Origin of the sequence: Rhizobium sp. LjRoot258 (genome assembly GCF_964254185.1) — a bacterium.
Classification (GTDB): domain Bacteria; phylum Pseudomonadota; class Alphaproteobacteria; order Rhizobiales; family Rhizobiaceae; genus Rhizobium.
The window spans coordinates 56,280-78,657 of sequence record NZ_CAXUST020000002.1 but is presented as its reverse complement, the minus strand read 5'-3'; the positions used below and the strand labels follow the sequence as shown (position 1 = coordinate 78,657).

Below are 22,378 nucleotides of genomic sequence, written 5' to 3'. Positions count from 1 at the left end.
CGACCTGAGAGATAGGTGACGTTTTGTACCGGAGACAGGGGTAACACTTTTCGCCTTTTTGCGGGAGGTGTTGATGCCGTGGAGAGAGACTTCGGTGATGGAGGAACGTCTACGTTTTGTCGCCCGGCTGCTTGAGGGCGAAGGCATGAGCGATGTGCCGGGAGTTCGGCATCTCGCGCAAGACCGGCTACAAAATCTTCAATCGCTACAAGGACGACGGCCTGGAGGCGCTGACGGATCGGTCTCGACGGCCGGTGCGTTACGCCAACCAGTTGCCCGCGCCGGTGGAGGCAATGATTGTGCGGCTCAAGAAGGAGAAGCCGCATTGGGGGGCCAGGAAGATCAGAGAACTGCTGGTGAAGCGTCTGGCCGGCGATGTGCGCGTGCCGTCGAAGAGCACGGTGCATGTCGTTCTCGACCGGCACGGGCTGGTCGCCCATGCCCGTAAGCGGCAACGACACCGAGCCGAGCAGCTTCGGACGGGAGGCATCGTCAGGGTTGCCTTCGGATGTTGAAGGTGCCTTGCGGCCACTCCACTTATCGGGCGAAAGCCTCGAACGGATTGTCGTGGGTCAGGCGCATCAGGGTTCCGTCGTCTATGCCCCGCCGTTTCAGCTCGGGCAGCAGGACCGTGGAGAGATGGGTGTACGGCTTGGGTGTCCCGCCCATCGGCAGCGCCGGATCGAACCAGCCCCGGTCATGGCTCAGCAACAGGCGGTCGCCGCAGCCCGCCTCTAGCGCCTTGATCACCAGCTCCGCCACCTCGTTGTCCTCGCCGCGGCCGACATGGTCATACTCGATCCAGGCGCCTCGCTCGGCAACGGCGACATTGTAGGCGAAGTCCTTTTCTTCCTGCGTGTGGATCGAAATGAACCTGTCGGCCCGATAGCCTTCCGCCTCGATGACATCGAGCTGATCCATGACAACGCGCCCCCTGATCGTATGACTGCCGATGACGGCGTCTGTCTGCGCCGCGGCGCGCGCGGCTGCCCGCAGGATTTTCGTCTCGAGCACCGTCATGCCGTCATCACCGGCGCTGAGCTTGATCCAGCCTGCCTGGAATCCGGTCTCGTCGATCTGCTCCGTCAGCTCGCGCAGCATCCACGCCTCCAGCTCCTGCTCGGAAGCATGGCGGACCCATTCGGGAATCCAGGGTTCACGGTAATTGCCGGTGGGAACGACGATCGGAAAATCCGTCGCGAGCGACACGGCAAGATCGATATCCGCACGGCGTCCGACGCCGCCCGTCGAGCATTCCACGAGCGCCGTCACCCCGAGCTTCTTGATCCGCTCGATTTCGGGGGCCATCAGCCGAACGACATCTTCGGTGTTTGCTTCGGCATAACCGGCCTGGTCGGGTGTCCTGAGGTCGACGAAGACGTGCTCGTGCGGGAGGATCATCCCAAGTTCGGATTTGCGCTTGGGCCCGAGCGTCGTGCGCAGATGTTTCAAAGTCTTCCCCCGGTCACACCGCCTTTGCGTCCAGCCCTCGGCCGGCGCCGAAGCCTCGACACTGCCGCGAAAGTAGATCGTCAGATGACGAAATCAATCGTTTACCGGCAGAGAGCGGCAGAGAATTCGCAATTGGCGACGCGATCGCCGGGACATTTGCCGAACAGGCCGCCACCTGGCCGGACATGACGCCGCGGGCTTTTGGCGATATGGTCGCCGACCTGATCGGCAGGACAGGTCTCGCCGAGGCCATGGTCTACGCGGTGCGTGGGGATACGGGTGTGACGGTCATCGAATGACAGAAGACGCTGCTCTCGAAGACGAAGAGAGGAAAACTCTGCTCGCTTTTTGCAACAGTCTTCATATCATAGCCAGCGCCGCGAGTGGTGCCGATACAGTGGTGGGAACCTGGAAAACGGAAAACTGCGAGACGTCGGCGATCCACCACTGCGGATCGAATTATTGCATTGTGGCGAAGAGCGCGCGATATGCGGGACAGCAGATCGGTTTTTTCTCAGGTACGGGCGATACATATACCCGCCGGCTCACAGATCCGAGGACAAAAACAACCTATAGCGGCAGGCTCATCGTGTCCGGAAACAGCCTCAAACTTCGGGGCTGCGCAACGAGAGTATTGTGCAAGACACAGACTTGGACCCGCCTGAACTGAGATGGCCAAGCGCGGCCGCCGCGAACTTCGGGTCGAAAGCATCGATTGTCTCAAAGCGATGCCTTTCTCACTCGAGAACCTTTCCGGCCCCCTGCGCGAGGCGTCCAATCCAGCCAATCGTTCTTGGCGATATTCTTACGCGGCCGCGTGCCGAAGCGAATATGGTTCCGGCGGTTCCACGAGCGCTATGAGTTCGAAGTCGTGGATCATATGATGCTGATCAGAGCCGACGACAGCGAGCGTCCGATAGTCGGGGTCTTCGCCGAAGACCGTAGAAACCTGCACGATGGTGGTCTGCCCGTTAGTGTGCTTGTCGGATATCGCCCAGCAAAAGGCGTCCGGAACCAAACTCGTCATAACGCCAACTCCCCACACGGAGGGCAGACGATACCTGAACATTGAAAAATGACATCCCTCTCGTTCCGTTGTCCCCGAAGCCGACCGTTCTGTATGGGCCAGTAGGAGCGCGTCCCGTAGTGAGGTGCTGGGCTCATTCAACATTCCAGCTCCGCAAGCTCACGAAAACATTGGAACTAGAAATAAATTCCTACCTTTGTCCGAGATCGGCTTTTTGGGAGGATCTTATTGGCAGTTTTCTGATTTTAGGCAGGGTTTTTCGTAAAATTGGAATCTGCTCTTCAACAGGAGACCTACCTTGACGCCTCCTAAACTTTGCGAAATGCTAAGATGTCAGACCAATTCAAGGGTCGGCTGCCTACAAGAATTTGGGGAACCATGAAGGCACCAAACAGCGACAGGCCGATTATCCGGCCGCTTCCGGCGATCGACCGAGCGCGTCAGGTGACCGACGCGCTAGCCGATTATGTTCAGAGCGCGCGGCTGAAGGCGGGCGATCGGCTGCCGGCAGAGCGCGAGCTGATGTCAGCGCTGATGGTCGGCCGCTCGACGATCCGCGAGGCGATCCGTCACTTCCAGGCACTCGGCGTCATCGAAACCCGTAAAGGCAGCGGCACCTACCTGCTGAAACCGGTTTCGAAGGCGACGATCCATATGCCGCTATCGCTGGACACTGGCCATCTGCGCGACGTGCTGCTGCAGACGCTTGAGGTGCGCCGCGGGATCGAATGCGAGGCCTGCATGGTGGCAGCGAGAAAGCGCACCGACAAGGATCTCATCCTGATCGAGCAGAACCTCGACGCGATGGAACGCGTCCACATATCGAAGGGCACGTCAGGTCCGGAGGATCTGGCCTTCCACCTTGCCATCTACGATGCCACCCACAATCCGCTTTTTCGCCAGCTTCTCGAGCAGATGCGCGAGACATTCTGGCAGTTCTGGGAGCACCCTTTCGAGCGCGAGGATTTCGCACGCCGCTCCTTCCCCTTTCACCGCACGCTCTACGACGCGATCGCTGCCCGGGACGCCGAGGCCGCGCGGGAAGAGACACTGAAAATCCTCGAGGTTGTCGAGGAAGATATCAAGGAAATGTCGAAATGAATAACGGCGCAGACGCGTTCGATCTTGCCTCGCTCATCACCGCACACGACGAAGGAAACTTCGCCGAAGCCGTCGTGCCGCCGATTTTCCAGACGTCACTTTTCACCTTTTCCAATTATGACGACATGATCTCCTCCTATCGCGGCGAGAAGGTGCGGCCGATCTATACGCGCGGCCTCAACCCAACGGTTCGCATGTTTGAGGAGATGCTGGCGAAGCTCGAGGGAGCCGAAGATGCGCTCGGCTTTGCGAGCGGCATGGCGGCGATCTCTTCGGCGGTGCTGTCCTTCGTCGAACCGGGCGACCGGATCGTCGCGGTCAAGCACGTCTATCCCGACGCTTTCCGCCTTTTCGGCACGGTCCTGAAGCGCATGAAGGTCGAGGTCACCTATGTCGATGGCCGCGATGAGGAGGCGGTGGCAAAGGCGCTGCCCGGCGCTAAACTCTTCTACATGGAAAGCCCGACCAGCTGGGTGATGGACGCTCATGACGTCGGCGCGCTCGCCGCGCTCGCCAAGAAGCACGGTATCGTCACGATGATCGACAACAGCTGGGCAAGCCCCTACTTCCAGCAGCCGATCTCGCTCGGCGTCGATATCGTCATCCATTCGGCCTCGAAATATCTCGGCGGCCACAGCGATGTCGTCGCTGGTGTTGTTGCCGGCTCGAAGGAGATGATCGCCCGCATCAAGGCGGAAGCCTATCCCTATCTCGGGGGCAAGCTCTCGCCCTTCGATGCCTGGCTTCTCATTCGCGGCCTGCGCACGCTGCCGATCCGCATGCGGACGCACGAAGCCGCCGCGATGACGATCGCAAGACGCCTGCAGGAGCTCGACCTGGTGGAGGCGGTCTGCCATCCAGGTCTCGCCAACCGCCTGCCTGCCGGCCTCAACGGCACGTCGGGGCTGTTTTCCTTCATATTCCGTGAGGGCGTCGATATCCGCGCCTTCGCCGATCACCTCAAGCTCTTCAAACTGGGAGTGAGCTGGGGTGGGCATGAAAGCCTGATCGTACCAGGCGAGGTCGTCCTTCAGCAGAAGGCGCAACCGAATTCCGCGCATGCCTTCGGGATCCATGCGCGGTCCGTACGCCTCCACGTCGGCCTCGAAGGAACCGAGGCCTTGTGGAGGGACATTGAGGCGGCACTGGCGGTCGCCTCTCAAGCGTTCAAAACCTCAAAAACCTGAAAAGGGGGAGCAAGCATGAAAAGACTGATCACCGCCACTCTACTCGCCACGATGATGGCAGGCACCGCACTCGCCGATACCACTCTGAAACTGGTCGAGGTCATCACCAGCCCCGAACGCACCGAAACGCTGAAGTCGATCGTCGGCAAATTCGAGGCTGCGAACCCCGGCACCAAGGTTGACATCATCTCGCTGCCCTGGAACGAAGCCTTCCAGAAGTTCGCCACGATGGTTTCTGCCGGCGACACGCCTGACGTCATGGAAATGCCAGATACCTGGCTGTCGCTCTACGGCAATAACGGCATGCTGGAAAGCCTCGAGCCCTATCTCGAAAAGTGGGATCACACAAAGGAACTGACGCCGCGCGCCCTCGAACTCGGTCGCGACGTGAAGAACACGGCCTATATGCTGCCTTACGGCTTCTATCTGCGCGCCATGTTCTACAACAAGAAACTGCTCAAGGAAGCCGGCGTTTCCGAACCACCGAAGACACTGGAAGAGTTCACGGCGGCTTCGGAAAAAGTCTCCAAGCTTCCCGGCAAATACGGCTACTGCATGCGCGGCGGCCCAGGTGGCCTTAACGGCTGGATGATCTTCGCAGCCTCGATGGCAGGTTCGAACAAGTACTTCAACGAAGACGGCACCTCGACGATGAACAGCCCCGGCTGGGCGAAGGGCATCGAATGGATGGTCGATCTCTACAAGAAGGGCTATGCGCCGAAGGACAGCGTCAACTGGGGCTTCAATGAAGTCGTCGCCGGCTTCTATTCCGGCACCTGCGCCTTCCTCGATCAGGATCCGGACGCCCTGATTGCGATCGCCGAGCGCATGAAAAAGGACGACTTCGGTGTGATGCCGCTACCGAAGGGCCCGGACGGCAAGTCCTTCCCGACGATTGGCTATGGTGGCTGGTCGATGTTCACCACGAGCCAGAACAAGGACCTGTCCTGGAAGCTGATCGCGACGCTCGAAGGCCCGGAAGGCAACCTCGAATGGAACAAGCGCATCGGCGCGCTTCCTGCCTATACGACCGCCGAGAAGGATCCCTTCTATGCGGGTGACCAGTTCAAGGGCTGGTTCGAGGAACTGGCCGATCCGAACACTGTCCCGACGGTGATGCCGACCTACCTCGAAGAATTCGCCTTCTTCAAGGACTCGCTGGCAATCAAGACCTCGCAGCAGGCGCTCCTCGGGGATATTTCGGCCAAGGACCTGGCGGACCAATGGGCGGACTACCTCACCAAGGCACAGCAAAAGTTCCTGGCCAAGAAGTAGATACCAATTCAAGCGGCAGCCCTGGCAAAGAGGGCTGCCGCCAACTCCCTGAACGACATAGATGGCGCGCCCTTGAGGCCGCACAACGGAAGCTTGCCTGATGACCATGACCGCCGATACGCTCGACAGTCGCCGCGACCGCAGGCCGTGGCTGAAGCGCGTCGCCGATGCCTCGGAACCCTATCTCTATAGCGCGCCCTCGCTGATCCTCATCATCGCCGTGATGCTGGTGCCTCTGGCGATCGGCGTCTCCTACGCGTTCCGCGACATCCAGCTGCTCAACCCGTTCTCCGGCGGTTTCATCGGGCTCGACCATTTCCGTGCACTCGCGAAGGATGCCGCTTTCTATGGCGCGCTGAAGAACACGCTCTGGTGGACGGGCGCCTCCGTTCTTTTGCAGTTCATCTTCGGCCTCATTCTCGCGCTGCTGCTCGACAAGCCGTTCTGGGGCAGGGGCGTCGTGCAGGCGTTGGTTTTCCTGCCCTGGGCCGTTCCCTCATTCCTCGCCGGTCTCAACTGGGCATGGCTGTTTAATCCGGTGATCGGGCCGATCCCGCATTGGCTTTACGCACTCGGCCTGATGAGCGAGCCGGGCAACATCCTCTCCGACCCGCGATATGCGATGTGGGGGCCGATCGTCGCCAACGTCTGGTGGGGCATTCCGTTCTTTGCGATCACGCTGCTGGCCGCCCTGCAGGCGATCCCGCGCGATCTCTATGAGGCAGCCTCCATCGACGGCGCCGGCTGGTTGCAGCGCTTCCGCTCGATCACCTTGCCCTTCCTCGCGCCGACGATTGCCATCACCGTGCTGCTGCGCACCGTCTGGGTCTCCAACTTTGCCGACCTGATTGTCGTCATGACGAGCGGCGGTCCGGCCGACCGCACGCAGATCGTCGCCAGCTACATTTTCACGCAGGCCTTCAGGCGGCTTGACTTCGGCTATGCCTCGGCGATCGCGCTGGTGCTGCTCGTGTTGCTGCTTGCCTATTCGATGTTGATCATCCTGCTCAGGCAGACCCTGCTGACCAAGGACTGAGACCATGAAAAGATCCATCCTGCCAACCATCGCGCATCGCGTGGCCGTCCTGTGTTACATCGCCTTCGCGCTGTTTCCGCTCTTCTGGTTGCTCAAGGTATCAGTCACGCCGAACGATCTGCTCTACTCCGAGGGTGTGCGGATGTGGCCGTCCCGCACGACCTGGGATCATTATGCCTTCGTGATCCAGCACAGTGCCTTCCCGACCTTCTTCAAGAACAGCCTGATCGTGTCAGCCTCGACCGCGGTCGTCGTCACCATCTGCGCTTCGCTCTCCGGCTACGCGCTGTCGCGGTTCAATTTCCGGGCGAAATACTGGATCGTCGCTCTGATGCTTCTGACGCAGATGTTCCCTCTCGTCATGCTTGTCGCCCCGATCTTCAAGATCCTGTCGCCGCTGCACCTGACGAACAGTCTCACCGGCCTCATCGTGGTCTACACCGCCTTCAACGTGCCCTTCGCGACCTTCCTGATGCAGTCTTTCTTCGACGGTATCCCGAAAGACCTCGAGGAGGCGGCGATGATCGACGGTGCAACGCAGTTTACCGCCTTCCGGCAGATCATCCTGCCGCTGACGCTGCCCGGCATTGCCGCAACGCTCGGCTTCGTGTTCACCGCGGCATGGAGCGAACTTCTCTTTGCACTCATGCTGATCAACGGCAACGATGCGGCGACCTTCCCTGTCGGGCTTCTCACCTTCGTCTCCAAATTCTCCGTGGACTTCGGGCAGATGATGGCAGCGGGCGTGCTCGCGCTCATCCCGGCCGGTCTCTTCTTCCTGCTCATCCAGCGTTATCTCGTCCAGGGCCTGACGGCCGGCGCGGTCAAGGGTTAATCAAAATGGCATCGATCGATATCCAGAACGTCAAGAAGGCCTATGGCCCAGTGCAGGTGCTGCACGACGTCGACCTCAGGATCAGGGACGGCGAGTTTGTCGTGCTCGTCGGCCCGTCGGGCTGCGGCAAATCCACCCTGCTGCGCATGATCGCAGGGCTGGAGGACGTGACCGGGGGCGAGATCCGCATCGCCGGGAAACGCGTTAACGAGTTGCATCCGAAGGACCGCGACATCGCCATGGTTTTCCAGTCCTACGCGCTCTATCCGCACATGAATGTCGCCGGCAACATGAGCTACAGTCTGAAGCTCAGGAAGACGGCCAAGGAAAAGATCGCCAGCGCCGTTTCAGGTGCTGCCTCCAAGCTCGGGCTCGACCCGCTGCTCGAGCGCCGGCCGAAGGCGCTGTCCGGAGGCCAACGCCAACGCGTCGCCATGGGCCGCGCGATCGTGCGCCAGCCGAAGGCCTTCCTCTTCGACGAGCCGTTGTCGAACCTTGACGCGCGCCTGCGCGAGCAGATGCGCGCGGAAATCAAGAAGCTTCACGGCGACCTCAAGGCCACGTCAATCTACGTCACTCACGACCAGATCGAGGCGATGACGCTGGCCGACAGGATCGTTGCCATGCATGGCGGCGTCGTTCAGCAGGTCGGCAGCCCCCTCGAACTATACGACCGGCCAGCCAACCTCTTCGTCGCCGGCTTCATCGGCTCGCCGGGGATGAACTTCCTCGACGCCACCTATGCCGATGGCAGCGTCCGTCTGAAGGATGGAACGATCGTGCCGCTGGCTGCGCCGCTTTCGCTCGCAAACGGCACCAAGGTCACGCTGGGGATCCGCCCCGAGCACGTCGTCATTGCCGACCAGAGCGGCATGGGTGCGGACGTCGAGTTGGTCGAGCCCACAGGCTTCGGCATCATTCTGCACCTGTCGCTGCACGGCCTGCCGTTCAAGATCTTCACGCTTGATCGCGAAGCGCTGACGGCCGGCCCGAAGGTCAGCGTATCCTTTCCCGCGCAATACCTGCACGTCTTCGACGCGGATGGAAACAGAGCGATGTAGGCAACGCGCGACGCTAGCCGTGTGCGAGGCTGCCGCGCAGCACGGCATCGTTATAGGCTGGCCTCGGCGTCGGAATGGCGACCGGCATGACCGCTTCGGTGGCGACTGGCATCGCCGCTTCGCTCGGTGTCGGTGCTGCCGGCTGCGTAGCCAATGTCGCTGCCGACCCCGGCATCGGAATCGGAACCGGGACAGTGGTTGGAACAAGCGCCTCGAACTGCGCGGGCATCAATCTCTGACCGGGCAAATAGTTCATAGCAACTTCATATGAGGGCAGGGGCGCCGGCGTCTGCAGCTCGCCGTCCCGGCCACGCTTTTCGTAGAAGGCATTGCCGCCGGCAATCGCTACGTAATGCATGTTCCGGTACGGGAACGTCAGACCGTCGGTATGAAAGAACATGGCGTCCTTGACGCCCGGATGCCGTTCGCCACGCAGAATTGCGTCAGCCGCATCCGTCAGCTCGATCTCTGCCGCGGGCTCGACTTCTCGCGTCATAACACCGGGCGCAAACTGCCTCTGCTGGGCAACGACGCCGCAGATCGACTCGGGATAGGCTCCCGACGTCAGCCGGTTCATGACCACGGTTCCGACCGCCATATAGCCGTCCCGGTCTGAATGCTCGGACTCGAAGTACATCGCCCGCTTCAGGCAATCGCGGTCCTTGGCAGTATAATTGAAGGTGACTTTTGTTGCCTGCGCGAGTTGTCCCGCGTTCCTCGGCGTCACGGCCTGGCTGACCGCCTTCGGAGCCGGCTGCTGCGCAGTCGTGCAGCTCGCAGCCGCAAAGCCTGCCAACAAAATCCCGGCAAGAGATTTCCCCAACGCTAGATTCGCCCTCAACGGCAGGTGCCCCCCATTTGGAGTAGTAAAGCCCTTCTCGATTAAGTGGCCGCTTTTGTATCCGCGTTTCGGGTAAATTTCAAACCCAATTAGTATCACAATTTGATTTGGCCGCCTTTTGCCTGCTGGGCAGGCCGATTCGCGATCGCATAACGCGCTGAAAACGATGATAGTTGCCATCGCAGGTCACGTCCGCAATGGTCGAAATCACCATCCTATCAGGAACTGATTCGGAGCGTATCCCAACCACGCGAGCTCGGTTTCTACCTCTATGGCGCTGCCCGGAACAATTTCCACCGCTTCGGTCGGAAGGCGATCCGGCTGCGATCGAGGCTCCCGGCCTGCGATGGCGACAGTTCCAGTTCGATCGGTGGATGCCCCTTGCCGATGTCGACCTCGATGTGGCGCGTGCCGGCGACGCGCCGGCTGGTCGTCAGCAAGCCGGCGATGCAGCCACCGCAACCATCTCGCAATTCGATGTCATGTGGGCGGAAGTAGAGCTGGGCGTCCCCATCCGCTTCGTTTTCGACCTTGAGGCCGAGCGGCCGGTCCTCGAACCAGACTTCTCCGCCGTTAACCCGCACGTCGAGACAATTTGACTGTCCGACAAAGCCGAAGACGAAGGGGGAGTTCGGATTGTCATACACTTCATCAGGTGTTCCGATCTGTTCAATCGCACCCTGGCTCATGACGACGACGCGGTCGGCAAGCTCCATCGCCTCGTCCTGATCGTGCGTGACGAAGACAGTCGTGTGGCCGGTGCGGTCATGGATCTCGCGCAGCCATTTGCGCAGGTCCTTGCGCACCTGGGCGTCAAGTGCGCCGAAAGGCTCATCGAGAAGAAGTACGTTTGGTTCGACCGCCATGGCGCGCGCAAGCGCGACGCGCTGGCGCTGGCCGCCGGAAAGCTGGGCGGGATAGCGATTCTCGAGTCCCGAGAGCTGGACAAGATCCAGAAGCTCCAGTGCGCGCCTACGGATTTCCGCCCTGGGCGGGCGTCTCGCACCGTCGCGCACCTTCAGACCGAAGGAGACGTTATCAAGCACGGTCATATGCCGAAAAAGGGCGTAATGCTGGAAGACGAAACCGATGTTGCGCTGCTGGACGGTCTTCTTAGACGCGTCCTCGTCGCCGAAGTAGATCAGCCCTTCCGTCGGGCTCTCCAGACCGGCGATGAGGCGCAGCAAGGTGGTCTTGCCGGAGCCGGACGGCCCCAGCAGCGCAATCAGCTCTCCGGAGCGGATGTCGAGCGAGACGTCGTGCAGCGCCGGAAACCGGTCGAATTCCTTGCGCAAGTTTTGAACGCGAACTTCCATTCTAATTCCTTCAGTGCCGTCGGCTGGCGGCGATTTCTTCGCTGTATCGCATCTCGAGCAGCGTCTTCAAAACAAGGGTCACGAGCGCAAGCAATGCAAGCAGGGTGGCAACGGCGAACGCGCCGGTGAAATTGTACTCGTTATAGAGAATTTCCACCTGCAGTGGCATGGTGTTCGTCTGTCCGCGAATATGGCCGGAGACCACCGATACGGCACCGAACTCGCCCATGGCGCGCGCGTTGCAGAGCAATACGCCGTAGAGCAGACCCCATTTGATGTTGGGCACAGTCACGTGCCAGAAGGTTTGCCAACCGCTGGCACCGAGCGAAAGTGCGGCCTCTTCGTCACCCGTTCCCTGCTCCTGCATCAGCGGGATCAGTTCACGCGCCACGAAGGGGAAGGTGACGAACATGGTGGCAAGGATCAGCCCGGGAACGGCAAACAGGATCTTGATGTCGTGGGCACTCAACCAGTGGCCGAGATGAGTGTTGGCGCCAAGCAGGAGGACGAACACCAGGCCCGAAATGACAGGCGAGACCGAAAAGGGCAAGTCGATCAACGTCGTCAGGAAGGCCTTGCCCTTGAACTCGAACTTGGCAATCGCCCAGGCGGCTGCCACGCCAAAGATCAGGTTGAGAGGTACGCTGACGCCCGCGACGATGAGGGTCAGACGAATGGCCGAAAAAGTTTCCTCGTCCTGCAATGCCTCCAGGAACGGCCCGGCGCCCTTGCGGAACGCTTCGACGAAGACTGCCGTCAAGGGTAGAAGCAGGATCAGCGTTAAGAAGATGAGCGAGGCAAGGATTAGCGTCCAACGCGCAAACCGGTGCTCGGTAACGGCGGAGCGCACTTTTGTCGGCTGAACACTGGTATCAAGCGCCATAGCCGTACCTCCGTCTGCGCCAGCTTTGGATGAGGTTGATGATCAGCAGCATGACGAACGAAATCACCAGCATCACTGCGGCGATGGCCGTCGCGGCTGCATAGTTGTATTCCTCGAGCTTGATGACGATCAGCAGCGGTGCGATCTCCGACCGGAACGGAAGATTACCGGCAATGAAGATCACCGAGCCATATTCGCCGACGCCACGGGCAAAAGCGAGCGCAAAGCCTGTCAGAACAGGTGGCGCCAAGCCCGGCAACAGCACGCGGAAGATCGTCTGGAGACGGGTAGCACCGAGCGTTGCGGCAGCCTCCTCGACTTCCTTGTCGATCTCTTCCATCACCGGCTGCACCGTGCGAACCACGAAAGGTAGCCCGACGAAGACGAGGGCAATGACGATACCGAGCGGTGTGAAGGCGACCTTGATGCCGAGCGGCGTCAGAAACTGGCCGATCCAGCCGTTCGGCGCGTAGAGGGTCGCGAGCGCTATGCCGGCAACGGCGGTCGGCAGCGCAAAGGGCAGGTCCACCATGGCGTCGATGACACGTTTGCCTGGAAACCGGTAGCGCACCAGCACCCAGGCCAGCACGACGCCGAAGGCAGCATTGATGCAGGCCGCCGCAAAAGCGGCGCCAAAGCTGATGCGCAAGGCGCTTGTGGTGCGAGGATCGAAGGCAATGGCCAGGAACTTTGCCCAGCCAAGCTCGCTTGACCGCCAGGCAAGGCCCGAAAGCGGAATGAGGATCAAAAGGGTGAGCCAGGTCAAGGTAAGGCCGAGCGCCATTCCAAAACCTGGAATGACGCTCGGCCGTCTGAACCGCCACCGCGTGGGGTTATCTGCTTTCATGCGACGTATTATTGTGCCGGCTTGTAGATTTGGTCAAATACGCCGCCATCGCCGAAGAATTTCGGCTGTGCTTGCTTCCAGCCGCCGAAATCGTCGATCGTCGCGAGCTTCAGGTTTGGAAAGCGCGCGATGTCAGCCTTGTCGGCCGCTTCGGGCTTGGTCGGCCGGTAGAAGTGCTTGGCCGCAATCTTCTGGCCCTCGTCCGAGTAGAGATAGTTCAGGTAGGCCTCCGCGACCTTGCGGGTACCCTTCTTGTCGACGTTGCCGTCAACGACGGCGACCGGCGGGTCAGCGCGGATCGAGAAGGTCGGGGTGATGATCTCGAACTGATCGGGCCCAAGCTCTTCCAGGGAAAGATAGGCTTCGTTTTCCCAGGCAAGAAGAACGTCGCCGAGGCCGCGCTGGACGAAGGTCGTCGTTGCGCCGCGCGCGCCGGTGTCGAGAACCGGAACATGCTGCAAGAGCTTCGTCACATAGTCCTGCGCCTTGGTGTCATCGCCGCCATTGGCCTGCTTGGCCCAGGCCCAGGCCGCCAGGAAATTCCAGCGTGCTCCGCCTGACGTCTTCGGATTGGGGGTGATGACCTGGACGTCGTCCTTCACCAGATCGGCCCAGTCCTTGATGCCCTTCGGATTGCCCTTGCGGACGAGGAAGACGATCGTCGACGTATAAGGAGTCGAATTGTTCGGGAATTTCGTTTTCCAATCGGCCGGGATCTTGCCGGTCTTGGCGGCAATCGCGTCGATGTCACCCTCAAGAGCAAGGGTTACGACGTCGGCATCAAGCCCGTCGATGACCGAGCGTGCCTGTGCGCCAGACCCACCATGCGAAGCCTTGATGGTCACCGCCTCACCGGTGTCCTTCTGCCACTTCGTAGCGAAGGCGGCATTGAAATCCTTATACAGTTCTCTCGTCGGATCGTAGGATACGTTGAGAAGCGTCTGGTCCGCGAATGCGGGAGCGACAGCACCGATTGCGACGCTACCTGCCAGCGCCACCGCCGCGAGAAGCCGCGTAATCCTTATCGACTGCATGGAAACCTCCTTCGTTGATGGCCGAAACTCTACCAAGTTGGTAGTATAATGAAACGAAGAATGTTTCTGTTCCAGGCGCCAGTCTGGAATGCCATCCCATTTGAGGCGCGCTTTGGAAATGGCTTTGCTCTCCTTGGCGGCGGCGAAACCCGAGAGACGCCGCTCGGGGGCTGCAGCCGCTGACACTTGCCCGTCATGTTTTGCAGGAACCGAATCATCTGATTTTCCCTATCGTCGGCAGAAGCGTTTGCGTTGCAACGGCCGGTATAACGGTCAACGACATGGTCATCGCTGATCTGGGGACACGCCTCAGCGTGCATTATCACGACGAAGAGGAAGGCGACGACCAGGTGGAAGGCTTCCTCCGGTTCCAGCGCGACGTCTGAGCCGTGCATCCATCTGATCCTCAAATACGAGAATCTGCCAGGAAATCCGAATAGAGTTCTTCCGCCGTTCTCGCCTTGCGCATGGCCGCAAGAACGCCGGGTGTCTGCAGCTGGCGCGCGATCGCCGCCAGCACGTTCAGATACTCGCCACGGTTTGCCTCGCCAAATAAAAGCGCGAAGGCAATGTCGGTCGATACGTCGTCGACGGCCTCGAAATCAAGCGGCCGCGCAAAGCGTACGAGTAAGCCACGCGGATGCGTCATCCCTTCGACCACGGCATGCGGAACCGCAACGCCATTGCCGATGCCCGTCGAGCCAAGGCTCTCCCGGCTTTCCAAAGCCTGCAGTATCTTCCTTTCTTCGATGCCGAAGGCGGAGGCAGCCTTCTCCGCAATATTTTGCAGCCCGCTCCATTTCGTCGCGACCGACACGCCTATGAAGGTGTGCTCGGGACGGATGATCATCGAAAGGTCCATGACGTCTCTCTTGTCGTTCGTGCGAGGCGCGCCAGGGCCGGCTAGCGCCATGCTCGCGCCCGATTGCACCGTTGCCATTTCCGCAAACTGATTTTCCGGGCCGCATTGCTGCGCGTTCATATGCCCAGATGAGATAAAGGTTCGAGCGTGATAGGCGACCACACATATAAACACCGCATAAAGATCACCCAAATTTTCAATGAATGCTTGAAGATAATTCAAGCGACTGGCTGCTTATTGGGAAAGAATTGGCGGGCGATATTTCACTCCATCGAACGGCGAAACCCTGGAGTGATCGAAATGACGACAATCGAAGGAGAAAACCAAATGTCCATCGGTATCATCGGCGCCGGCAATATCGGCGCCGCCTTTGCCCGCGCGCTCGTCCGGGCCGGCATCCACGCCATCATATCCAACAGCCGCGGACCGGAGGCGCTTGCGGGGCTTGCCGCGGAGCTTCGGCCTTTCGTCACAGCAGCGACCGTCGAGGAGGCAGCGAAGGCCGATATCGTCCTCGTCGCCGTTCCCTGGTCGAAGTTGTCGCAAGCGCTTTCCGGCCTGCCGGACTGGAACGGTCGCATCGTCATCGACGCCAACAATCCGATCGAGGCGCCGCTCTTCAAGCCCGCTGCCTTGAACGGTCGCCTGTCCAGCGAGATCTTCTCCGACCTCGTTCCGGGCGCGCGCGTGGTCAAGGCCTTCAACCACCTGCAGTCGCACCTTCTTTCCGGCAACCCCGCAGCCGAAGGCGGCAAGCGTGTCCTGTTCTATTCGGGCGACGACGCGGGCGCGAAAGCGGAGATCGGCTCGCTGATCGAAAAGCTCGGCTTCTTCGGCATCGACCTCGGCTCGCTTGCCATCGGAGGCAGCCTCACGCAGTTCCCCGGTGGGCCATTGCCGGCGCTCAATCTCGTCAAGTTCGGCTGACCATCTGCCGCACCAGCTCGCCAGCCTTTCCTAAATGGGCATTTCATCATTTCATGAGCAAACGCCTTCGCAAGACAATTGAATTGCGAAGGCTTCGGGTTTTATAGTCTTTCCAAAGCCGCGCCGACTCAGACGGCGCGGGGAGGCAATCGGGAAGGAACAGACAATGGCCAAAGTCCGCGCGCTGGTGCTCGAGCGCCAGCATGAACTCGCGCTTCGCGACATCGACCTGCCGATGGATACGGGTCCGGGGCAGGTGAGGATCAGGATTCATACGGTCGGCGTCTGCGGCTCGGATGTCCATTACTACACCCATGGCAAGATCGGCCCCTTCGTCGTCAACGAGCCGATGGTGCTCGGCCACGAAGCCGCCGGCTCCGTCGTCGAGGTCGGCGCTGGCGTGACGCATCTCAAGGTGGGCGACCGGGTCTGCATGGAGCCTGGCATTCCCGATTCCAATTCCAAGGCAAGCCGGCTCGGCATGTACAATGTCGATCCTGCCGTCACCTTCTGGGCGACGCCGCCGATCCACGGTGTCCTGACGCCCGAAGTCGTGCATCCGGCCAACTACACCTACAAGCTTCCGGACAATGTGAGCTTCGCCGAGGGCGCCATGGTCGAGCCTTTCGCTGTCGGCATGCAGGCCGCAACCAAGGCGAAGATCGTGCCCGGCGACACAGCGGTGGTGCTGGGCGCCGGCCCGATCGGCACGATGGTGGCGATCGCAGCCCTTGCCGGCGGCTGCGCCCGCGCGGTCGTGGCCGACCTTGCCCAACCGAAACTCGACATTGCCGCTCAATACCAGGGCGTCATCCCGGTCAACATCCGCGAGAAGAATCTCATCGAGGAGGTCGCCGGCCTGACGGACGGCTGGGGCGCCGATGTCATCTTCGAATGCTCCGGCTCGCCGAAGGCCTGGGAAACCATCATGGAACTGCCACGGCCGGGTGGCGTCATTGTCGCCGTTGGCCTGCCGGTCAATCCGATCGGCTTCGACGTTTCGACCGCCTCCACGAAAGAAATCCGCATCGAGACGGTATTCCGCTACGCGCACCAGTATGAGCGCTCCATTGCGCTGCTCGGCTCCGGTCGCGTCGATCTGAAACCGCTGATTTCGGAAACCTTCACCTTCGAGGATTCCATCAAGGCCTTCGATCGCGCCGTCGAGGCGCGTCCAAGCGACGTGAAGCTGCAGATCGTGATGGAATAGCCCGCGACGCCTCGACACGCGTTCGCTCGCCGTCTCCAATGGGGTGGCCGATCGAGGCAACGCCTATTTCGATTGAACCTCATCAGCCCAATCGCACTCGAATGCCAGCACCGGCTTGGAAAATCCCTTGAGTCGCCGGCGCGCCGCATTGGCGAAGAGATCGGCCGCTCCGTGCTCGCGAAAGATATTTTCCGATACGAGGATGTGATCGCCCGTGGCTGCCGCACACAACCTCGCAGCCAATTGCACGGTCGAGCCGAAGAGATCATGGCTGTCTTCGATGGGCTCGCCGCAATCGAGGCCAATGCGAACGTGAATGGGTTCCGGCGTGCCGCCGTTGTAGCGCCTGAATTCCCGCTGGATGCTCATCGCGCAACCGACCGCGGCGTGGGTGGAGACGAAGGAGGCCATGATGCCGTCACCGGTGTGCTTGACTTCTCTGCCCTCGCATTGTGCCAGACAGCGTCGCACGATCGCATCATGTGCCCGCACGAGTTCGGCTGCCATGCGGTCGCCGAGGCGCGATGTCATCTCAGTCGAGCCGACGATATCGGTAAAAAGAATCGCTCTGTGGCCGGCATCCCTTTCGGCGAGGGACTGGCCGGCCATCTGTTCGGGTTCATGCATCCGCCCAAGAAATGCCTCGACCGCGGAAAGGGCGACCTCGACGACTTCGCCGGCGATGAAACCGTGCGCTTCGCGGTGGACGCATTGCGCGGTCTCGGCATCCGGCGCATCGATCAGACAGAACGCTGTTCCACGCCGCTGATCGTACCAATAGGTGAGGAACTTCACCCCGTACCGATCCTGAACGGCCAGATCCTTGCGATGCGCCTCGGCAATGTCATCGGCGGTTGTCCCCGCAAGATCATGCCGGTCCATGAAGATAGCCACGTCCTGTGTCCTTCGGAACCCCTCGGCAGAGGCCGCACCTTACGCCGCCACCGTCTCCAGGTCCACATCGAGAGAACGCGACCGATCAGGTGCTGGACGCGCCGGCCACGTCCGAAAGCCAGAGACGAAAGGCCGACATGGCCGGCGTCTCCGGGCGCGATTGCAAACGGGTCAGCCAATAGCATCCCATGGTGACCGTGATCTCGAAAGGCTGGCGGATCGTCTCGGCAAGCAGGTGGCGCGAAAACATCAGCGGCGGCGCCAAGGCAACGCCAGCGCCCTGCAGTGCTGCCTCCATCATGGCAAGCGACGAGTCGAAAACAATGCTCCGCAGCAGCGGCAGGTTCGTCTCCAGTCCGGCGGCGGCAAACCACTGCGACCACTCATCGGTCCTGTACGACCGCAGCAGCGTCTGCTTCAAGAGATCAGCAGGCGAGCTTAGCTCTGTCGCGATCTCGGGAACGCACAGAGCCGACAACGGGGCTTCCAGCAGACGCACCGCCTCCACGCCGTGCCAGGCGCCCGAACCGAAACGGATCGCATAATCGAGCCCCTCGGCGGCGATATCGACGCGGTTGTTGTTGGTGGAGAGGCGCAGATCGATGAAGGGGTGCCGTGCATGAAACGCGCGCAGCCGTGGCAGCAGCCAGCCGACCGCAAAAGTGCCGACGGCCCCCACGCGAAGAACCTCGCGATAATGTCCGCCCTCGAAGCGCTCGAGCGTCCCGGCGATACGGTCGAACGCATCCCGCAACGCCGGCAGCAACGTCTCGCCCTCGCTGGTCAGCATAAGGCCGCGCGGCAGCCGCTCGAACAGCGTGACGTTGAGCCGCGTCTCCAGACTCTTCACCTGGTGACTGACGGCGGCCTGCGTCACGCAGAGTTCGATCGCGGCTTTGGTGAAGCTCAGGTGCCGGGCAGACGCTTCGAAGGCGCGCAGCGCGTTCAACGGCAGGTGCGGACGAACCATCGGATACCCAAGTTTTTCTAATGCCTCTTGCTAAATATCGTCGTTTGAGGCGTCCGTACAGGCTTCGTATACAAACCTCGCCTGGGCCGATCGGATCGGCGGAAGCCGCGCAAGATACCGAATTATCTTGCAACGGCGGGCACTTCGCATTGGACGTCCTCGCCGCGGCGGAGATCGCGCGGCGATACCATGAACCCGAGGTATCGCATCTGTTATGAGAAATATTTCACAATCTACCTTTGGTATTCTCGCCGCCGTATCCCTCATCCTCGGCACCGGCGCGCACGCCGCCGAGCAGCAAGACGGACTTGGCCGCGTCGTCGATGCCGTGGCAGGCCCCTTGATGGCGAAGAACGACATATCAGGCATGGCGATTGCCGTCACTGCAAAGGGAAAGCGATTTGTCTTCAATTACGGCGTCGCCTCCAAGGCGAGCGGGCAGAAGGTCACCGACGCGACGCTGTTTGAAATCGGCTCGGTCAGCAAGACTTTTACTGCGACACTTGCGGCCTACGCTGAAGCCAGTGGCGACCTGTCCTTCGCCGACAGCCCGAGCAAATATCTCCCGGAGATCGCCGGCAGCCGCCTCGCCAGTGTCACCATGCTCGACCTCGGGACCTATATGGCGGGCGGTTTGCCTTTGCAGTTTCCGGACGAGGTGACCGATCACAAAGAGATGGTTGGCTATTACAAGAACTGGAAGCCGAGTTATGCGCCGGGCACGCATCGCCTCTATTCCAATCCGAGCATCGGTCTGTTCGGCTATGCCGCAGCCAAAGCCATGGGCTGGCCGTTCGATGATCTGATGCAGCAGAAGCTGTTTCCGGCGCTCGGCCTCAGCCATAGTTTCATCACCGTTCCGAAGAACGAGGCGGACAACTACGCCTACGGCTATTCAAAGAGCGGCAAGGCCATCCGTGTCTCGCCCGGCGTCCTCGATTCCGAGGCCTATGGTGTGAAGATGTCGGCGTCCGACATGCTTGGCTTCATCGAAGCCAACATGAACGCTTCCGGCCTCGACAACCCGCTGCAGGCGGCGATCGCCGCAACGCATGTCGGCTACTACAAGATTGGAGGCATGACGCAGGGACTTGGATGGGAAATCTACGCCTACCCCACGGACCTCAACCATCTCCTGGCGGGCAACGCGACTGAAATGACCCGCCAAGCCCACGAGATCGAAAAACTGTCGCCACCGCGGCAGCCAGTTAAGGACGCTCTGTTCAACAAGACCGGATCCACCAACGGCTTCGGCGCCTATGTCGCCTTCGTGCCGTCACAGGGCATCGGCGTGGCGCTCTTCGCGAACAAGAACTATCCCAACAGCGAGCGCGTGAAGGCAGCCTATAGAATATTGGCGGCACTCGACGACCAACTCCCGGCCGCAAGCGGGGACTAGGCACCTCAGCGAACGATCGACCACGAGGCGTCGCGGCGGGACGGTCGCTGGGGGTAATGAAGAAGGACGCTGGCTCCTTCATCCGGGGTTTCGCATTCCGGAATTGAACGCAGCAACGCCAAGGTTCGCTCCGCATGTACCCGCGACCACGTAAGGCGAACCTCTTTTTCCGAAAGGATGGAGAGGTTTTCTGCGCAAGCGACCGATGGCTGCAGAGGCACGTAGGCTGCGGAGCCAAAACCGCCGAATGGGGTGCGGCCAAGCGCCATATCTATTTGCTCCGGCGAGGCAATGTCCAGCGCCGTGTAAGTGAGATGCAAGGTCAAGCCACGGGGCCGGAAGACCGCTTCCGCAGCTAGACCGCTTTCAAATCCGCAAGCAGCGTCGGGATCAGCTCGGACACGGTCGGATGGATCGGCACGGCCCATTTCAACACCGGGTAGGGGGCCTTGGCGTTCATCGCATCGATGATGCCATGGATCACCTCGTCGCCCTCGATTCCGAGGATGGCCGCGCCAAGGATCTGCTGCGTTTCGGCATCGGCGATCACCTTCATGAAGCCCTTGGTCTCGGCGCGCTCGTTGGCGCGTCCAACCCGGTTCATCGGCCGGGTAGAGATCATGATCTTTCGACCAGAGGCGCGTGCCTCCTTCTCGCTCATGCCGACACGGCCAAGCGGCGGGTCGATATAAAGCGCATAGGCGAGAATGCGATCGCTGAGCTTGCGGTCCTCGCCGTCGAGCAGGTTGGCGGCGGCGATCTCGAAATCGTTGTAGGAGGTATGGGTAAAGGCACCGCGGCCATTGCAATCGCCGAGCGCCCAGATGCCTTCGACATTGGTCGCAAGCTTGTCGTCGACGGTGATGTAGCCGCGCTGGTTGGTGACGACGCCGGCCTTGTCGAGGCCGAGATCGTCGGTGTTCGGCGTGCGGCCGGTGGCGATCAGCACGTGGCTTGCCTCGATTGGCGGCTGACCATTGCCGATGCTGACGCTGATGCCGTTGGCCGTCTTGGAAAAGCCGATCCCGTCGGCATCGGTGTGCACGCCAATGCCTTCCGAACGCAGGATATCTGCGATCGCGTCCGAAATGTCCGCATCCTCGCGCGAGGCAAGCTTCGGGCCGCGCTCGATCACCGTCACGTCGGCCCCGAAGCGGCGATACATCTGCGCGAATTCGAGGCTGATGTAGCTGCCGCCGATAACCGCCAAGTGCCTCGGAAGCGTGTCGAGATGAATAATCGAGGTGCTGGTGAGGTAATCGATCTCATCAATACCCGGCATATCGGGAATGATCGGTCGCGCCCCGACATTCAGGAAGATCTTCGGGGCCGTCAGCGTTTCCCCGTTCACGGTGACGGTATGAGCGTCTTCGAAACGCGCATGGCCATAGATGACAGTGATTCCGTCCATGCCGGCAAACCAGTTGATCAGGCCATTGCGGGCATTCATCGTCACGGTTTCGGCGCGCTTTCGCACCACCGTCATGTCGATGCCCACGGGGCCTGGGATCATCACGCCATAGTCGGCCCCGCGCCGTGCCATATGGGCAGCGCGAGCGCTTGCCACCAGCGTCTTGGTGGGCATGCAGCCGGCATTGACGCAGGTGCCGCCGAGGAACTTGCGCTCGATCAACGCCACCTTCATGCCCTTCTCGACCATTCGGGCGGCGAGGAAGGGACCGGATTGACCGGCCCCGATGACGATGGCGTCGAAACTAGGCATCAGACTGCTCCCACGATGATGAGCGCGCCGATGATCGCAACCGCATCCTCGATCAGCGCTGCAGGTGTATCCTTGCGGAAGGCGGCGGCAAGCTTGCCGCGGGCAGCCGCACCGCCAAGCGTGCCAACCACGGCACCGACGATGCCCGCAATCAATCCACTGACGAGTGATCCGCCGGACGCGCCGATCGTGGCACCCGTCAGCGCACCCATGATGAGGCGGGCGGCAAACTGCATGGGAACTTTGCGTGACGGGGTCGAGGGTAGCTGGTCGGTAATCAACTCGACGACCCCAAGCAGCGTGAACACCCATGGCGTCCAGCGATATCCCATGAAGGCAAGCGGTGTCTGTGAAACGTCAAACCCGCCGAGTGCGGCGCCCCAGGCAACGACGGCCGGCGCCATCATGGCCCTGAGGCCTGCGATAATTCCGATCAGAAATGCAAGAAACAAAAGCATGTGCAATCCCCCATGCCGCGCGCAATATCCTCGCGGTCAT

The 22,378-nt window shown here is 60.9% G+C and carries 22 protein-coding genes and 2 pseudogenes; 12 read left to right on the top strand and 12 right to left on the bottom strand.

What is annotated here, in order from left to right; translation table 11 throughout:
- Positions 1-73: 73 nt before the first annotated feature.
- Positions 74-470: pseudogene (locus tag ACSQ9D_RS21225) on the top strand (helix-turn-helix domain-containing protein); the annotation flags it as partial.
- A 67-nt stretch (positions 471-537) separates the two neighbouring features.
- On the opposite strand, the gene ACSQ9D_RS21220 reads toward ACSQ9D_RS21225, so the two are convergent.
- Complete coding sequence (locus ACSQ9D_RS21220) at positions 538-1,452, bottom strand: phosphotriesterase family protein (RefSeq protein ID WP_436283964.1); 915 nt, start codon at positions 1,450-1,452, stop codon at positions 538-540.
- A gap of 146 nt (positions 1,453-1,598) precedes the next feature.
- Between ACSQ9D_RS21220 and ACSQ9D_RS21215 the strand changes: the two are divergent.
- Positions 1,599-1,751, top strand: a pseudogene (locus tag ACSQ9D_RS21215) (short-chain dehydrogenase); the annotation flags it as partial.
- Positions 1,748-2,122, top strand: coding sequence for a DUF2147 domain-containing protein (locus tag ACSQ9D_RS21210; RefSeq protein WP_436283963.1), 375 nt, complete (start codon positions 1,748-1,750; stop codon positions 2,120-2,122). The pseudogene ACSQ9D_RS21215 and the gene ACSQ9D_RS21210, both read left to right, overlap by 4 nt.
- A gap of 135 nt (positions 2,123-2,257) precedes the next feature.
- On the opposite strand, the gene ACSQ9D_RS21205 is transcribed toward ACSQ9D_RS21210, so the two are convergent.
- Positions 2,258-2,479, bottom strand: a complete 222-nt coding sequence (locus ACSQ9D_RS21205) for a hypothetical protein (protein ID WP_436283962.1) — start codon at positions 2,477-2,479, stop codon at positions 2,258-2,260.
- 378 nt (positions 2,480-2,857) lie between these two features.
- Between ACSQ9D_RS21205 and ACSQ9D_RS21200 the strand changes: the two genes are divergently transcribed.
- The 6 genes from ACSQ9D_RS21200 (at position 2,858) to ACSQ9D_RS21175 (ending at position 8,974) form a co-directional block, all read left to right on the top strand.
- Positions 2,858-3,580 (top strand): FadR/GntR family transcriptional regulator, encoded by a 723-nt coding sequence (locus tag ACSQ9D_RS21200; RefSeq protein WP_436283961.1) that lies wholly within the window; start codon positions 2,858-2,860, stop codon positions 3,578-3,580.
- Positions 3,577-4,767, top strand: a complete 1,191-nt coding sequence (locus ACSQ9D_RS21195) for a PLP-dependent transferase (protein ID WP_436283960.1) — start codon at positions 3,577-3,579, stop codon at positions 4,765-4,767. The genes ACSQ9D_RS21200 and ACSQ9D_RS21195 overlap by 4 nt, the downstream gene beginning before the upstream one ends.
- Positions 4,768-4,782: 15 nt before the next feature.
- On the top strand, positions 4,783-6,042 hold the full coding sequence (locus ACSQ9D_RS21190; RefSeq protein ID WP_024318665.1) for an ABC transporter substrate-binding protein: 1,260 nt from the start codon (positions 4,783-4,785) through the stop codon (positions 6,040-6,042).
- Positions 6,043-6,142: 100 nt separating this feature from the next.
- The gene (locus tag ACSQ9D_RS21185; RefSeq protein ID WP_436283959.1) at positions 6,143-7,078 is read left to right on the top strand and encodes a carbohydrate ABC transporter permease; all 936 of its coding nucleotides are present in this window, start codon (positions 6,143-6,145) and stop codon (positions 7,076-7,078) included.
- Positions 7,079-7,082: 4 nt separating this feature from the next.
- Positions 7,083-7,913: a carbohydrate ABC transporter permease gene (locus ACSQ9D_RS21180; RefSeq protein WP_436283958.1), complete on the top strand. Its 831-nt coding sequence runs from the start codon at positions 7,083-7,085 to the stop codon at positions 7,911-7,913.
- Positions 7,914-7,918: 5 nt separating this feature from the next.
- Positions 7,919-8,974 carry an ABC transporter ATP-binding protein gene (locus ACSQ9D_RS21175; protein ID WP_436283957.1) on the top strand — a complete coding sequence of 352 codons (1,056 nt, stop codon included), beginning with the start codon at positions 7,919-7,921 and terminating at the stop codon, positions 8,972-8,974.
- Between the two features lie 13 nt (positions 8,975-8,987).
- Here ACSQ9D_RS21175 and ACSQ9D_RS21170 read toward each other — a convergent pair whose 3' ends face one another.
- The 6 genes from ACSQ9D_RS21170 to ACSQ9D_RS21145 all read right to left on the bottom strand — a co-directional run bounded on the left by ACSQ9D_RS21170 (position 8,988) and on the right by ACSQ9D_RS21145 (position 14,757).
- Positions 8,988-9,815 carry a cell wall hydrolase gene (locus ACSQ9D_RS21170; RefSeq protein WP_436283956.1) on the bottom strand — a complete coding sequence of 276 codons (828 nt, stop codon included), beginning with the start codon at positions 9,813-9,815 and terminating at the stop codon, positions 8,988-8,990.
- A 269-nt stretch (positions 9,816-10,084) separates the two neighbouring features.
- Complete coding sequence (locus ACSQ9D_RS21165; RefSeq protein ID WP_436283955.1) at positions 10,085-11,131, bottom strand: sulfate/molybdate ABC transporter ATP-binding protein; 1,047 nt, start codon at positions 11,129-11,131, stop codon at positions 10,085-10,087.
- Between the two features lie 10 nt (positions 11,132-11,141).
- Positions 11,142-12,014 (bottom strand): sulfate ABC transporter permease subunit CysW, encoded by an 873-nt coding sequence (gene cysW / locus ACSQ9D_RS21160; protein WP_436283954.1) that lies wholly within the window; start codon positions 12,012-12,014, stop codon positions 11,142-11,144.
- Positions 12,004-12,861: a sulfate ABC transporter permease subunit CysT gene (gene cysT, locus ACSQ9D_RS21155; RefSeq protein WP_436283953.1), complete on the bottom strand. Its 858-nt coding sequence runs from the start codon at positions 12,859-12,861 to the stop codon at positions 12,004-12,006. Before cysT ends, cysW begins: the two co-directional genes overlap by 11 nt.
- A gap of 8 nt (positions 12,862-12,869) precedes the next feature.
- Positions 12,870-13,895 carry a sulfate ABC transporter substrate-binding protein gene (locus ACSQ9D_RS21150; protein WP_436283952.1) on the bottom strand — a complete coding sequence of 342 codons (1,026 nt, stop codon included), beginning with the start codon at positions 13,893-13,895 and terminating at the stop codon, positions 12,870-12,872.
- A 406-nt stretch (positions 13,896-14,301) separates the two neighbouring features.
- On the bottom strand, positions 14,302-14,757 hold the full coding sequence (locus ACSQ9D_RS21145; protein WP_436283951.1) for a PTS sugar transporter subunit IIA: 456 nt from the start codon (positions 14,755-14,757) through the stop codon (positions 14,302-14,304).
- A 327-nt stretch (positions 14,758-15,084) separates the two neighbouring features.
- Between ACSQ9D_RS21145 and ACSQ9D_RS21140 the strand changes: the two genes are divergently transcribed.
- Both ACSQ9D_RS21140 and ACSQ9D_RS21135 read left to right on the top strand, forming a co-directional pair.
- On the top strand, positions 15,085-15,684 hold the full coding sequence (locus tag ACSQ9D_RS21140) for an NADPH-dependent F420 reductase (protein WP_436283950.1): 600 nt from the start codon (positions 15,085-15,087) through the stop codon (positions 15,682-15,684).
- 166 nt (positions 15,685-15,850) lie between these two features.
- Complete coding sequence (locus ACSQ9D_RS21135) at positions 15,851-16,894, top strand: NAD(P)-dependent alcohol dehydrogenase (RefSeq protein ID WP_436283949.1); 1,044 nt, start codon at positions 15,851-15,853, stop codon at positions 16,892-16,894.
- 63 nt (positions 16,895-16,957) lie between these two features.
- Here the strand turns inward: ACSQ9D_RS21135 and ACSQ9D_RS21130 are convergent, their stop codons facing one another.
- Positions 16,958-17,788, bottom strand: coding sequence for a nickel-binding protein (locus tag ACSQ9D_RS21130; RefSeq protein WP_436283948.1), 831 nt, complete (start codon positions 17,786-17,788; stop codon positions 16,958-16,960).
- An 85-nt stretch (positions 17,789-17,873) separates the two neighbouring features.
- Complete coding sequence (locus ACSQ9D_RS21125) at positions 17,874-18,758, bottom strand: LysR family transcriptional regulator (protein WP_436283947.1); 885 nt, start codon at positions 18,756-18,758, stop codon at positions 17,874-17,876.
- 214 nt (positions 18,759-18,972) lie between these two features.
- On the opposite strand from ACSQ9D_RS21125, the gene ampC reads away from it, so the two are divergent.
- Positions 18,973-20,157 carry a class C beta-lactamase gene (gene ampC, locus ACSQ9D_RS21120; RefSeq protein ID WP_436283946.1) on the top strand — a complete coding sequence of 395 codons (1,185 nt, stop codon included), beginning with the start codon at positions 18,973-18,975 and terminating at the stop codon, positions 20,155-20,157.
- 355 nt (positions 20,158-20,512) lie between these two features.
- Here the strand turns inward: ampC and ACSQ9D_RS21115 are convergent, their stop codons facing one another.
- Both ACSQ9D_RS21115 and ACSQ9D_RS21110 read right to left on the bottom strand, forming a co-directional pair.
- Entirely contained in the window at positions 20,513-21,880 is a 1,368-nt protein-coding gene (locus ACSQ9D_RS21115) for an FAD-containing oxidoreductase (protein WP_436283945.1), read from the bottom strand.
- Positions 21,880-22,338, bottom strand: a complete 459-nt coding sequence (locus tag ACSQ9D_RS21110; protein WP_436283944.1) for a DUF4126 domain-containing protein — start codon at positions 22,336-22,338, stop codon at positions 21,880-21,882. The genes ACSQ9D_RS21115 and ACSQ9D_RS21110 overlap by 1 nt, the downstream gene beginning before the upstream one ends.
- Positions 22,339-22,378: the final 40 nt, after the last annotated feature.